Source organism: Phormidium sp. CCY1219 (assembly GCF_035615515.1).
Classification (GTDB): Bacteria; Cyanobacteriota; Cyanobacteriia; order Cyanobacteriales; family Laspinemataceae; genus CCY1219.
This window is the reverse complement of sequence record NZ_JAJENT010000598.1, coordinates 1-15,266: the sequence shown is the minus strand read 5'-3', so window position 1 is coordinate 15,266 and position 15,266 is coordinate 1. Positions and strand designations below refer to the sequence as shown.

Annotated in this window: 5 protein-coding genes; all 5 read right to left on the bottom strand. The window is 49.8% G+C overall.

Annotation, left to right across the window (positions count from 1 at the left end; genetic code table 11):
- Positions 1-1,001: tetratricopeptide repeat protein (locus LKK83_RS16915; RefSeq protein WP_324632416.1), on the bottom strand; the 1,001-nt coding region annotated here is incomplete at its 3' end.
- A 44-nt stretch (positions 1,002-1,045) separates the two neighbouring features.
- Positions 1,046-1,204, bottom strand: a complete 159-nt coding sequence (locus LKK83_RS16910) for a hypothetical protein (RefSeq protein ID WP_324632415.1) — start codon at positions 1,202-1,204, stop codon at positions 1,046-1,048.
- Between the two features lie 30 nt (positions 1,205-1,234).
- Positions 1,235-13,873: a proprotein convertase P-domain-containing protein gene (locus LKK83_RS16905; RefSeq protein WP_324632414.1), complete on the bottom strand. Its 12,639-nt coding sequence runs from the start codon at positions 13,871-13,873 to the stop codon at positions 1,235-1,237.
- Positions 13,874-14,172: 299 nt separating this feature from the next.
- Entirely contained in the window at positions 14,173-14,475 is a 303-nt protein-coding gene (locus LKK83_RS16900) for a Dabb family protein (protein ID WP_324632413.1), read from the bottom strand.
- Between the two features lie 80 nt (positions 14,476-14,555).
- The gene (locus LKK83_RS16895) at positions 14,556-15,197 is read right to left on the bottom strand and encodes a HEAT repeat domain-containing protein (RefSeq protein ID WP_324632412.1); all 642 of its coding nucleotides are present in this window, start codon (positions 15,195-15,197) and stop codon (positions 14,556-14,558) included.
- Positions 15,198-15,266 lie beyond the last annotated feature (69 nt).

Below are 15,266 nucleotides of genomic sequence, written 5' to 3'. Positions count from 1 at the left end.
CATCGCCCCAACATATACCGAGAATTGGCAATTTTATAAATTTTTCCAGTATCCTCATCCAAGGATTCCGCTATCTGTAAAGCAGCTTCAAACCCAGATAAAGCATCCTGATATTGCTGGATATCAAACTGCAAACTTGCTGAATCATAAAGACAAGTGTATTCCGACACTAGCTCTTTGAGTTCCCGGAATAAACCTAACTGAACTTGATAATATTCAAAGGTGCGATCGAATTTTTCCGACCGTTTAGAAATATCAATTAACCAACCTAAGGTTTCTTTTTGGGCAGCGCGATCGCCCAACTCTTGCGCCACCACCAAACGGCGATCGAAATACTCTAATGCTTTCGCTAAATCTCCCAATTCCCGATAACTACAGCCCAACCAAGCTAAAGCAAAACTTTTGCGGCAATCGTCTTGCAAAGCCTCGGCAATTTCCAGCATTTGCGAATAAGAAATAACCGCCTCTTGGAACGCCTGATTATTATATTGAATTCTGCCTATATTGCCTAAAATTTCCCCTTTTAAACCCGCATCTTTCCAAGCATCCGCCACTTGAAGCTGCCACGCCAAAATCCCATTTAACTTATCAAAATGTTTAGCATTCACATATCGGTCAAGCGCTTGATTAACCTGCTGCCAAACCTGAGAACAAAAATCATCTTGATTAAACAATCGCCATAACCAATATGCTTGACAAAAAGCCTGAACGGCCAGCCAATCCTCACCTAAGAATTCTTGAGTAAACCCCAGATAATATTGCGCCACCGCTTGATGCCATTGATTCCCCAGTTCCTGCGCCAAATTCAGATATTCCGTCAGGGTAGCGACTGCTTCGTACCATTGTTGCCCCCGATAATAGGCAATTCCCAAGTTTCCCAGGATTTCGCATTCCACCGAACGATTATCCTGGGGAGATTCGGCGCGATCGCCTCGCTTCCTCAGTTTGATTAACTGTTCTTGTAAGGCAGCAATTTGCCCTTCAGGAGTTGGATCGCTCATGGGTAAATCCCTACTTTACCAGTTCTTTTACTTTAACCTAACTTTCAACCGAGGTCTATTAATTGAAACAATTCTTTACAACCAGATTTTTTGTGTGTAGCAAACAGGGCATCGTGCCCCCGATCGCGCAAACCCAATCCCACGGCGATCGGGGGATGCAAATCGCCGAGGGATACCATTGTGGTTAACACAATTCGATTCATTACGCACACTCCACGAGGAATGGCATTATTTTAGCCATTTTTGTGCGTAACCACCATCGACCAACTATTGAGAATGCCAGTCTTTTGGTTGCGGGTGTCGCGGATTTCCAGGGTCCACAATCCGCCTAAGGGCAACCCTTCAAATTCGCTCAGATTGCCTTCGGGGCGGAAGATTTGGACGTTAGGATTGCCTGCAGCTGCGATGGGCAATTCTCCCTCATCATCTAAGGTAATGTCGGTGAGGGTTTTATTGCCCAGATTGCTAAACAGTTGCACGCGGGTTCCCTGGGGATGTTCGAGGAAGACTTCCAAATCTTGCGTGCGATCGTGGGCGAGACTCAGTTGCAGGTTGACGTCCACAATAGTGCTTGCATCGCCGATATCCAGGGTCGATCGCAAGTTGTCCATATCCGGAATCGCCAGGTTTGCATCGCTGCTGGTATAGGTTTGCTGCACTTCGATCGCCTCTGCGGGTTCCTCGGAGGTGCTGGAGGAGGGAGTTTCCGCCGCCGAGTTCCCATCGTCAACCACCGGGTCTTCTGCTGGCGCTTCGGGTTCGGCGATCGCCTCCTCGGTTTCGGGCAGTGTTTCCTCACTCGGCGCGATCGCATCTTCCGCTTCCTCGCCGATCGCTGTTTCTTCGCTCTCTTCATCGGCGATCGGTTCGTCATTTACCTCTACATCCATTATGATTTCCCCATTATTGCTCTGCGCGCTATCATCCTCGGGCAGATCGGCGCTGGAATTCTCCACTTGGGATACTTCCTCATCGGTATCCTCACTCACCGGATCCGGTGAGGTGGCGGGAGGGGTGACAGGGGTGGCAATTTCGTCGCTATCGTCACTGACTGGATCGGGGGAAGTGCCAATCGCTTCGCTATCTTCACTCGCCGAAGTCTCCTCGGTTGGGGGAATTTCTTCGCTGTTGGTGTCATCTACTGTAGGAGTCGGGGCATTTCCTTGTGAGTCGCTATCGGTGGTATTGCTATCGGGATTATTGGCAGGAGTTTGGTTCGAGTTAGCATTGCCATTATTATTGCTATTGGCATTATTGGCAGCAGTTTGGTTCGAGTTAGCATTGCCGTTATTATTGCTATTGGGATTATTGGCAGCAGTTTGGTTCGAGTTAGCATTGCCATTATTATTGCTATTGGGATTGGTTTCACCGCGTGCGATCGCATTGGCATTTTCCGAGGCATTTGGCGGTACTGCGCCTTCAGAAATCGGGGTAGAATTGCCGGGATTGCGATCGCGATTTGTTGCCTGTGGCGGTCGGTTGGAATTGCCACTGGCGTTGGAATTGCCATTGCCATTAGAAGTGTTGCTGTTGCTACCTTCCGGGGCACCTTGGGTATCGCGTTGGACGCCGGGTAAGTTGCCCGGTTGGGGGTCGCGTGGGGCACCATGTTGGTCGCCCCATTGCGGATCTTTTTGGGTGACTAAACCGAGTTCGCCATTGGGTTCGGCGAGGTTTTGGTCTGCGCCACTGCTGTCACCTAAATCTAACAGGAAGTTGACCACATGAGGCGAAATCGATCGCACGATTGTCGGGTTTCCAAAGGGACTGAATGGGACGAGGAAACTGTTAAATTCACCCGTCCAATCAAACAAGCGATCGCCGCCGGTATTGGCCATTAGCACATCCAATCCGCCGCCACCAAAGGCAAAGTCAGCATCGGCATATTCCGGATCGTCCGGGCGATCGTTCGATCCGCCATTGGTATCGCGATTGTCATCGGCATCTAACAGGTCGTCACCCATTCCGCCGAACATGCGATCGTTGCGGGTTCCGCCCACTAACCAATCGTGGTCGTTATCGCCGAAGATATAATCTTTCCCATCGTCGATTTTGTTGCCATTGGCATCGGTTGCTTCAAAATTGAGCAAGAATCCGTCAATCTTCTGACGCGGGTTATAGGCGTCATACGCGGTCAGTTTGCGGGTAGTGGGGTCGTAACCCAAGGGGTCGAAATCGGTGACCGGATCGGCATTGTAGAATTGTGCTAATGCTTCAGCGCCGGAGATGGCATCGTCCCCTGCGCCGCCATGCAGGAAGTCATCGCCTAAACCGCCGTAGATGACATCGTTTGCGCCAGAGTCGAAGGCGATCCAGCGCGCTTCTTTCTTCAGGCGTCCGCTTTCGTGGACGATCGCGCCGATGAACGGACCGGGGATGCTGATGTCGCCTTCGCGATCGGGGGTATTGAGTCCGTATAAGGATTCGGTTTCGCCATTGCGACTGGTGAAGATGCGACCATCATCGCCGAGAATGCCGTCTTCGCCGGTACCGCCATAGATGCGATCGTATCCCATTCCGCCGAAGATATCGTCATCTTGGCCATTTCCGAACAGCACATCGTTGCCGGTCATGCCGTAGATGGCATCATCGCTGGTTTCACCATAAATCAGGTCGTGGCCACCGATCGCGTTGTTGCTGTCGCCGGGGGTATAGTCCAAGGTTGCGATCGCCCGAGGGACGATTCGCAGGGATTGACTGTAGTTATCGTAAGTAAAGGTGAGGAAGTCGCCGCCATAGGTGCCATTGGTGCCCACGAGGCGGAAAATATTGGCGTTGTCACCGGCGATCGCATCTGCATCTTTGGCGTGACCTTGCGGCGATTCGTCTCCCATATGGTTGCGATCGAGTTCGGTTCCCGCACCTCCGAAGACGGTATCTTCTCCATCCGGGCGCTGGTTCGGGGTGTCGTTCCCGAACAAACTGGAACTGCCACCGATGATATCATCTTGACCGGAATTGCCGAAAATCAGGTCTTCGCCGCCATTGCCTTCGATGTAGTCGTCGCCGTCATCGTTGCGTTCTACGGAGGGGTTGGTGGCGCTTACTGCTTCGGAAACGGAACTATCGCCTTGGATGACATCGTTACCCAGTTGTCCGAAAATGGCATCCTCACCTGCGCCTCCGGCGATCGCATCGTTGCCGTATTGTGCGGATTCGGTCTCGATGTGATGGTCGAATAATTCGATTTGCCGTTCTGCTGCATTGGTGGGATTGGGTTGACCTTCGGATGTGACTTGGGGATTGCCTGCGGCGTCGTAGATTATCTGGCCAGAGAGGGCGCGCATCCGAGGATTGCGGGTGTCGCTACTGCGTAAAATGCTGGCATTATCGCCGGCGATCGCATCGTTATCGGTACCGCCATCGATGGTGTCTTTGGTGTCGTCACCGCCGACTACATTATGTCCGCCGATGATATCGTCGTCGCCGCGATCGCCATATAAGCGATCGCTACCTTGTTGTCCGAGGATGATATCGTCGCCGCCATCTCCCTGTATCCATTCATCCCCACCCTTATCTGCCACGTGGGTATCGATGGCGGTAAAGGTAAAGGGTGGATTGGGTTGATTCAGGGGCAACTGGGTTAGTTGGATAATGCCTTCTACTTTCCCGTGGTCGCCGAATACCAAATCGTTTCCTTCTCCGGCGGTTATATTATCGCCCAAAGTGCCGCCAAACAGCAAGTCGTTCTGGTTCCCCCCGGCAATTAAGTCGCGATCGCCTTGGGTGGGATTGGTGGTGGTGACGCGATTGAGACTATTGAGATTGGCATCTAGGGTATAATCCAATTCGCCGTTATCTCCTAAGATGATATCGGTTCCTTCCAAACCATTGAGGGTATCGGTTCCGAATCCGCCTAACAGGGCATCGCCGCCGCTATTGCCTTCTACTACATCGTCACCGCCAATATGGGGGAATGTGGTTTCGATGCGTTCGATGGTGTGTTGTGCGGTGCGGAAAATTCGGGCATTATCGCCCTTCGCCACATCATCGCCGTCATTGCCATAAATGCGATCGCCGCCAATTCCAGTGGCATCATTGCCCCCGGACCCGCCTACCAAAATATCCTCACCTGCATTGCCGAAAATTTCATCGGTTCCGCCAAATTCGGGAGATTTGGTAATAATATCGTTTGCCTCGCCACTGCCGTCATTGCCAATAATTTGGCCATTATCGCCCAAAGCGACATCGTTGCCGTCATTGCCAGAAATGCGATCGTTGCCAATTCCGCCGATTAAATTGTCATTTCCGGTATTTCCTTGGATTTGGTCGTTTCCGCCGGCATCGTCAAATTGGGTGGCAATCCGTTCGATGGTATTTTCGGCATTTCGTTGGATGTAAGCGTGGTCTCCCACTGCCACATCATCGCCGTCATTGCCCGAAATTTCATCGTGATAATCGCCGCCAATTAGAATGTCCTCACCTGCATCGCCCGAAATGCGATCGTTGCCGCCGGTATTGGTATCGGTGGTGTAGATATCGTTGGCGTTATCGCTGCCATCGTTGCGGACTACTACGCCATTATCGCCTAAAGCGATATCGTTACCGTCATTTCCGGCAAGTTCGTCGTTACCGGCCCCTCCGAAAACGATATCATCCCCGTTGTTGCCCGCGATCGCATCATCGCCGCCATATTCCGGATCGGTGGTTTGGATGGATGTTACTTGGCGATCGCGCAATGAGACTCGTCCGCCATCGCCTACCAGAATATCCTCTCCGGTGGGGGTTTCGCTGCCACTCTCTTCCGCGAGTATATCGCCGAAAATGCGATCGTGGCCGGTTCCGCCAAAGGCGATGTCATCTCCTGCGCCGCTATCAATAGTATCATCGCCATCGGTGGCGTCGATTTGCGTCACCATGATATCCCGCGTCAGGGGGTCGCTATCACCAGTAAATCCGAGAACTTGGTTGGGATTGCCATCACCAGCGATCGCATCATCCTCGGTGTTCTCCGGATTGTCGCCCAGGGTGGCAACTACGCCTTTATCTCCAAATAGGATATCGTTGCCGGTATCGCCTTCTACGCGATCGCTATCTGCACCGCCAAAGGCCAAATCGCTGTCTGCGCCGCCGTTTAACCGATCGTTATTTTCGTCCCCTAACAGGGTATCTGCACCAAAATTGCCTTCGAGGGTATCGTTGCCGGCATGTCCGCGCATCAGATCGTTACCATCTTCGCCAAAGATGCGATCGCTGCCTTCGTTACCGGAAAGGGTATCATGTCCCTTTGTGCGCGGTAAAGGTGCGATGCGATCGCCATTCGCCTCAAAGTCGGAATCTCCCCAAATCTCGTCTTCCCCGGAATTGCCTTCGATGCGATCGGAACCGCTACCGCCGCCGATGGTATCGTTTCCGCTATCGCCAAACAGTTCGTCATTGTCCTCACCGCCACTGAGAATATCGGCATCTGCGCTGTCTGGATTGGCGAGAGTGAGAGTTCCATTAATATCTAAGGTCGAATCGCCCCAAATGCGATCGCTGCCTGTCCCCCCATCGAGATAGTCCGTATTTGCGCCACCGGCGATCGAGTCATCCCCTTCCCCACCGGCGATGGTATCGTTTCCGCTATCGCCACTGAGGATATCCGCTTCCGTCCCGCCTGCAATATTATCGTTACCGCCGCCACCAAAGATGCGATCGATGCCTTTCTCTCCGCTTAAGGCATCATCCCCACTACCACCAGATAAGGTATCGCTACCCGATCCGCCGATAATCGTCGCATTTCCGCTACTGCCGCCCCAGTCTATGCGATCGTCGCCAAATCCACCATCGATTTCCGCAGCGATCGTCACGTTCTCGAAAATAATGGTATCGTTTCCGCTACCGCCTAATGCGACAATACTCGATACATCCTTATAAGTTTGGGTTTGACCTAATGCGGACACAGTAATACTATTGCCATTTTGGGTAATAGTAAAGTGTTCGTCACCGTCAGTGGTATTTTCATGCAAGCGATCGCCTGCATAATCCCCCATATTCAACCGCAATACCCCACCGCCGAGTTCGCTTGCCAACACGGGCGGACGAGGCATACTGTAGTTAAAATTAAGCAGGGGTAACGAGGGGCCAATTTGTCCCTCTGCTTTCCAACTCAATGCTTCAACAAACCACTTTAACTTGGCCTCTACCGATCCGCTAACATCAAACACTGAGGTTATCGGATTATTTGATGGACTGAAGTCCTGACTTCCCAGATAAATGTTATTTAGGATTTCTTCAATCCGCACTTTTCCATCGCTATTCGGATCGTTGAGATCGAAATCGATATTGGCGAACACGCCACCACCGACACCGCCTTTAGCGATACCCGCATGGAGAACGCCTGCCCCCACTAAACTGCCATATAGGTTTAATTCCGGAACTTCTGGCCCTGTCGCATCAGCATTAAGGCGATCTCTGACATAAAATCCTCGCAAGATATCGATCGGATATTGATAGTTCCCCTCAGCGAATCGTTGTCCGCCATAAGTATCAAATCCGAACCCTAAATCGATACCCGCGCCAATCGTTCCTATGATTTCTGCACCTAATGGGCCGAGAATGGAGAAAAACGCACCGTATTCAAACTCAAACTCCATCGGTTCCATATCGTAGGTTAATAGATTCGCCGGTTGGCCTATCAGCAATTGGAATACTTGGGACGGATCGGTGAAAATCGGAAAATCTAAACCGCCATACTTTCCTGCTTTTAACTCATCAATAAATTCGGTTGGGGAAGCAGATGCCGTGGCATTTTCGGATGAAATGACTGAACCAATCTCCGCCGTCACTCCCGTTACTCCGTCCAAATCCTCCGCATTTCTCACCTCATCCAGTCCCCCAGGATTGAAGAGGTCGAAATTGTTGCCCAGCACATTCCAACTGCCAAAGGGAAGGATCGCAGAGTCGGGGTTTTCGGGCAGATCGTTAATTAACTTCACGATATTGGCAATATCGTCAATCATGCCAAATTTGCCACCATATCCGAATGCTTCCGCCAAATCGATTAAGGTGATATTTTTTCCGGCGAGATCGGAAATCACCGGCAGGCGATTGGTGAGAACGTCAATAATCGGTTGGACCGGTTCGGTAATCTCTTGGATTTGGCCGACAATTGGATTTAAGAAATCAGAGATAAACGAACCGAGGTCAAGTCCGACATTGTTAAAGGCAACGGTTTCTAATTTGCCAATATTCCCCGATAAGTCCGCAGTATCTAACGTCCACACCAGATCGAACTCGCTGACGATACTCGGCAATGCTGCAGCAATTGAATTTTTGTCATTATTCTCTAAGACGCTTCCTCGGAGATCGAGGTGAACTTTTGCGCCACCTGTTAACGTAGGAGTTACGCCTAAGTTGCCCATTTCAAACAGTCCCAACTTAGTGGCATCTTCACCCGTTGCGCCTTTTTCAACTAAATCGATAGCAAAGTTAGCGTTTAAATGGGTAGGATTGTCCTGCCGATCGCTGACATTCAGTTTCAAGAATCCCAGACTTCCCGTTGCTTGCAAACCGGGGATAGAAGCATTCAAATTTACCCTCACTTCCGGATTTTCTGCATCATCGGAGAGGGCGAAATAGAACCCTTCTTCGCGGTTCAATCCAAATCCGAAATCCAGTTCCCATCCCAGATCTAAATTCACCCCGCCATCGATTTCTAAACCCAAAGCAGGCAATCCCAAATCCAAGGCAATTTCTTCATCCACTGTGAAGTTACTGCCGAGGGTCATATCCCATTGCAGGAAATTATCGGCATTTGGATCGCCGGATATCGCGATATCGTTGCGGTCGATCGCCCCCGATCCATCTCCATCTTGCAACAGATTCAGTCCGTCGGTTCCGAGAATTTCAAATAAACTCTCTTGAATCAGTTCCGGGGTTTTGGCAATGGAATTATCCACGCGATCGCGCAGTCCATTATAAAGGTTACTGCGAATATCTTCGATAAAGGTTGCCGCATCGCCTAACTTATCCCCAATCAAGGGTAAATCGGCATCAAAAACCTCGGTTTCCAGCAGGGTTTGCAGTCCCCCGAAGAAGGAGTCAATCCCTTCTATTGCCAGATGCAAATTGTTCAATAAGCTCAAATCTGCATTGTCCAGCATCGCCGACAAATCGGGAACTTCCAGATTAAAATTCGCCGGGTTTGTCGGATCGGTGAGGAAACCAGACAAGTCGGCAACGGAGAAACCCAGATCGCCGATAAAGTTGGACTCGCTGGGGAAGAAAATGGGCAATGTTGCATCCACACCACCTGTCATTGCGATCGTGGCATCAAGGCGATCGAATTCATCAAATAGAATCCGATTGTCGCCAGGAGTCGGATCGGTTAATGCGATCGCCAATTCTGCAAAATCATCCGTTGTTGCCGCATTCCCATCGCCATCCATCGCCGCGACGCCATCGTTCACAAATACGCCTACAGGCCCTAACGCCCCCACAAAGGATAAATTGTTCCCTCGCGCCGCTAATTCTACCGATAAATCGGTCTTCTCTAAGTTCAAAAATGGTAGGGGATTTGTCGGATTGGATAAATCAATGCCGATGCTTAATTTCGCCGTTGCGCCACCTGACGCCTGCAATCCTGCTGCGCCTTGTAATTGCACGTTAGGAATATCGGCGATCGCACCTAAATCTAAATCTACCCCTAATGAATCGCTAAAGGTCTCGAATAAATTCAGATCGATATTAAACAAAGAGGTTGCTGCATCGTATTGAATCGAAACCAAATCGCTACCCTGCGGCAATCCCAATGCTTCCACTAAGCGATTGTTAAGATCCTGAACGATTCCCGCCGGATTTTGTTCAAATTCGCTGACTACTTCCGCAAATTTATCGGTAAAGGTCAGCAAGTCGGCCACCCTAACCCCCACCAAGGGTAAATCGTTCTGCATCGCAGGTAACGATTCAAAGCGATCGCTTAAAAATGTCGCCACCTCTTGGAGCACCTCTACCACTTGGGCAAAGTCAAATTCTTGGAAATCTAGCAATTCGCTTAAATTGCTAAAATCGTGGTCAATACTTGGCAGATTGGAATCCGTAGTGTTAGAAATGTTAATCGGAATTTCCAAATCGCTGGCAGTCAGTCCGGGAACGCCGCTTTGTACGTCAATATCGCGCAACATCACCTGACCCGACCAATCGATTCCAGAAACTTGAATTAAATCGGTAATGCTAACCCGCGGATCGCCGAGGACAAATTTGGTATTGCCTTCACTATTTGCGATCGCAACGTTCACACTAGCGGTGACATCGGCATCGTTAATTCCATCGTTTTCTCCACTGCCATTAATATCGATACCCACAAACCCATATTCTGCCGACCCTGCAATCTTATCCGCCAATAAATTCAAACTGCCATCGATTTTAGCGTCTTCGATAAAGACATCCACCGAGGGACGAGTTTGGGTGACGAAATTCTCTTGAATTCCCAGGGCGATCGCCGCATCACTGATAGGATTAATTTCTAATTTTTTCGCCGTACCCTCCACCGCTAAAATCAAGCGATCGCCGTTACGTCCCGCAACAATATCTTCTCCTATACCGCTATTTCCCAACGCGGTATTAATATCCTCAATCAAGGCAGCGATCGGATCGACAGCGTTGGCATTACTGGCATCTGCTGCAACCGTCACCGTCACTGGCGTGCGATCGTCCCATTTGACAGTAAATACCGCGTCGCCAGAAAGTACGCCATTTTTAGGCAGTCCAAACTCATCTGTTACTGCGTCTAAACTAAACCCTAAAACTGTCGCATCTAAACCTGACTCCGCATCCGCATCGACAATTTTCAACGATTCCACATTGGGTTCAGTGGTTTTCAAGACAATCTTATCCTCAACCACAGTTGCAAATACGATGTTGCCAAGACTGCGATCGTCGGACAGTTTCGCTGCAGTCAATGCTGAATTCAGATCCTCAACCAAATCGTAAATATTTTGATTATCTGAAGTATTGCTTGAGTTAGCATCAGTTTTGGTTGCCAACAGATTAACTTTAACGGTTTCGAGTTTGCTAGTGTTGCTGTCGCTAGTGTTGCCGTCGCTAGTGTTGCTGTCGCTAGTTTCGCTGTCGCTAGTTTCGCTGTCGTCGCTGCTAATAACTAACTCTAAGTTAAACGCCACTTCGCCCCCCGGTTTTCCATTGGCCGGTGGTGAATTTACTGTTGCGATCGCCAATTCATCAAGACCCACCATCGCCAACTGTGCGGCAGTTTGATTCTCGAAAAATCCTAACGCTTTTGCCGTTTCGCTAACATTGAAAACTTGCAAAAATGGCTCTGTTGTGGTTAAAAATAACCCTTTCCCCTCAGACATCGCTTTGACGTTCAGGCTGTCGCTGATTCCCGCTGCTGCGATCGCTGCTTCAATATCGGAAATCAAGTCCGTCACACTATTATTATCTGCGGTGTCACTGGCAGCCATCGCCAGTGCGATCGGCGCATTTTCACCAATTTTTACCCTAAAACTGACATCCTCAGTCAGTTGCCCGTTGTTCGCATCTGGGGCAATTTCTGCAGCGATCGCAATTTCATCGGATTCCCCGCTTAAGTCAATCCCAAAGGTGAATTCTACCCCGAAATCCGGCGTCAGCTTCACTTCTGCATCTGTCTCAAAACCGCCCAACTCACCCAACTCTAAATCGAAGTCGATTGGCACATCGTTCGAGGAAACTGGAACTATCTCCGATTTATCGTCAAGTTCCAATAATTGCGAATCAATATTCAACTTAAACCGCAATTCTTGCGTTTCTTTGTCAAAACTTGCCCCAATCTCTTGAATATCTAAGGGTAAATTTTCTGCCAGTTTTACCGCTAACTTTTGAACGCTATCAAAGGTAAACTCGTTTTTTTCATTCAGTAAGCGATTGATGAGATTGCGTTCCATTCCATCCGCCAACCCTAACATATCTCCCAGGGTTTTATTCTCCGCAAACGGCATCGGAATATTGAACGCATCCGCCGCTTCCACCTTGTCAAACTGGTTGCCAATTCTTCGCAACATCCCGACAATATCAGCCGAACCGATATTATTAAATGGGGTGAAAGCCTCTTCAAATGCCGCACTCACCGAAACCGGCAGACTCATGCGCGGATCGATGTCGGAATCCGTTACATTCCCATTGCCAAAAAATTGCCCCACATCGGTATTAAGAGCAATTGTCGCCCCATTCACATCAAAAAAGTCACCGGCAATCCCATCAATCCCATTCACTTTCACAGGTAACAGGATGTCCAAATTCCCCGTCGCGTTGACGGTGGTTAAATCTTCATCGGCGATATTATTCAATTCCGATAGGGTAATCCGATTCAGTCCATCACTATTACTCGGATCGAGCAGATTGGCACTTATATTCGCATCGAGGGCAAAGCTACCATTCTCCGCGCGCACATCCAAAAATCCAACTTGAAAATCGAAATTCAGGTTTGACTCATCAATACTTGCCGTAGCTTGCAAGTCTGCTTGTCGAATGAAAAAGTTATCGGAATCTAGGGTAATTTTTGTATCTCTTAAGCTCGTTGGACCGCCAAAATTCCCTTCGGTGATGGTTGCGGCACTTCCGAAGGATAGATCCAGATTTACCCCCGTATTCAGTAACAGGTCGGCCACTGCATCTCCACCCAGGTCAATGCCATATAAATCGGCATTTTTCCCTAAGTCTAATTTGAAGCGATCGCTTAATTGCGCGTTAACCGTAAAATCAAACAGCAGTTCGTAATCATCCTGATTATTTGCTGTGGCCTCTACGGGAACCAACTCAACACTTACATCACTAAAATTTAACTGAAGTGGCGACGTATCGACTTCTAAATTATCGATAAAAGTCTCTAGTTCTGCAAGAGTGCTTTTCTCGAACTTTGTATCGATTTGATTAATAATTTGTTCTTGCAGCAGGGAACCGAGTTTCGCATTCCCCAACAATCCCGGTAGGGCTAAATTTCCTCCCTCACCAGACTCGCCCATCAATCCCGGAATCGAGAGTAATTCATTCCCCAGAGTTTCGCTGGCATTGTCGAGGGTTTGGACAACTCCACTCAACCCACTGACGATCGCTGTTTTCAACGGTTCGCTGATGGTGGGATTCGCGAGATACTGCGATCGCGTTGTATCCCCAATTAGGATATCGGCTTCTAAATTGTGAGGGAAACTGCGATCGCCTGCTGCCAAAAAGTCCTTCGGTTGCGGGTTTTCCGGCAAGCGACGTTCCCCCGCTACTAGGGAACCGTGCATCAACTCCCCGGCGCGATCGCTACCCTCGATATCCGCCAGACCGAGTACGTGACCGATTTCATGGGTCACCACCGTCAGCAAGTCCATGCGATCGAACGCCATACTGTTGCGATCGGCGTACAATTCTTCTCCAGCGGCGGTGAATTCTGTATCGTCCAAGGGAGTCGCATCGGCAAACCAGCCATAACCCGCAGCAGTGGGATCGATGAAAATCTGGCTTCCTCGCGCTTGTCCGACGATCGCCCCGGATAAATCTTCTATCTCAAAGGTAATGTTTTGCAGTTCTTGGTGATGTTGCTGCCCAAATTCCGTATTCCCCCACCGGGCGATCGCTGCATCCGCAATCCGATCGAGTTCCCCTGAGTGGAGGGGCGTTGCTTGCGCGCGATCGCCCAAACCTGTCAGCAGGTCTCCATCCCGCGAACTCTCTACATTCTGGGGGGAAACTCCATTGCCAAAATCCCTGGAATACAAATCCTGCCCCAGTTCCACCTCCACCCACGGTTCCATCCCGGATGCGATCGCGGATATAGATCCCACCCCCGGCGCTTTCTCTAAATTCCTCGTGAAATCTTCCCCAAACCATTCCCCATCGATAAAGTTCGCTTCACCCTGTACGTTTAGCTGTCCCTGCGTCAGGTAAATGCCCGTTATGTCCACGATGTAGTCCCCCTCTTAACTAAGTATGGGAAGCCAACAAAGAGTCTTGACTCTTTGCCCCTTCTCCTATGCTTGTTGCTGACGTTCTTGCCACTCTCCAGCACAAGCCCTACCTGACGCTACTATAACTCCTTCAATACAAAATAATAATTATATTAATATCTCTTAATATTTTGTAATATTTGCTCTCTTGCTTGCATGGAAGTCCGTGATTTTTAGCGCACCAATCTTTTAGCCAAACGGAGTTGTCCTTCCAAACGGCGACTAAAAGTCGCCGTTTTTTCTGCTGTTTGTACGCCTTAAACTTCGTAATCCACTACAGCGCGATCGCTGACAATTTTGCCGATAAATTCCTTACATTTTTCGTGTTCCGGATGCTTCTGATAGCGCTGTAACGCATCAAAACTCTCAAAAGCAGAATACAGCACCACATCATAAGCCGCTGGAGAAGCGAGGGCATTCATTCCTACTTCAATCTGCTTAATTTCGGCAATGGAGTCCTTCAGCGCTAACAGCATTGCCTTCATTTTGCGGGCATTTTCGTCCCGAGATGCACCTTCTGCCGTGTCTTTCAACCGCCACATTACAATATGTTTAATCATCGCTTTATTTGTTGTGAATTACGCCAATTTATTCGGGTTGGGCGAAAAGAGCGATCGCGAATTACCATCCTCACGCCGCCCTATCCCGTTAACTGTTGATACGCCTGTTGAGCGCGACACCGCACCACCAACTCAGTATCGGTTTTGGCGATCGCGCTTAAGTGTGCCAACAGGTCGGAAAACCAACTAGGTGGAGGACTACTCACGGCCTTGGCTAAACCTTGCATCCCCGTCACCGCCGCATAGCGCACCACCCATTCCGGATCCCCCACCACCTTTAACAGGGTGCGATGGACTTTCTCCTGGGCGGCGGGCACTTCATCCGCCGCCATTTTATCCCAGAGGATATTCCCCAATCCTCTAGCCGCAGCCCGTCGCACGCTCAGGGCAAAGTCGGTTTCGGCGGTGTTGAGCAATAGGTCCAACCCGCGCGGATCCCCAATGCCCGCGAGGGCGCGCAAGGCCCAGGCTCTTGCGCCATAGTTGTATCCGTCGAGTTGTTCCAAGACGGGCACCACTGCCGGTTCTCCTAATGCCACCAGTCCATCCACTGCAGCAACAGCAGCACCGGGGTTATTGAATCCGAGGGCTTCGATTAAATGCCCAATCGCTGCAGGCGATCGCGCTTCGGCTAAATCTCGCACGGCGTCGGTTAAGCCTTGCGCCGAATCTGCCTTTTCCACAGCTTCGATCAGTTCTTTAATATCGGCGTCGTCAGTCATCAGAAATTAGGGTTGGTAAGGGGGAGAACGGAAACCCTCGTCATTTATGCGTAGGGAGGAGTTCTCCCC

Excerpts from the sequence above, each read along its gene's own strand:
- LKK83_RS16895 (WP_324632412.1), bottom strand. The coding sequence starts at position 15,197 with ATGACTGACGACGCCGATATTAAAGAACTGATCGAAGCTGTGGAAAAG.
- LKK83_RS16900 (WP_324632413.1), bottom strand. The coding sequence starts at position 14,475 with ATGATTAAACATATTGTAATGTGGCGGTTGAAAGACACGGCAGAAGGT.
- LKK83_RS16910 (WP_324632415.1), bottom strand. The coding sequence starts at position 1,204 with ATGAATCGAATTGTGTTAACCACAATGGTATCCCTCGGCGATTTGCAT.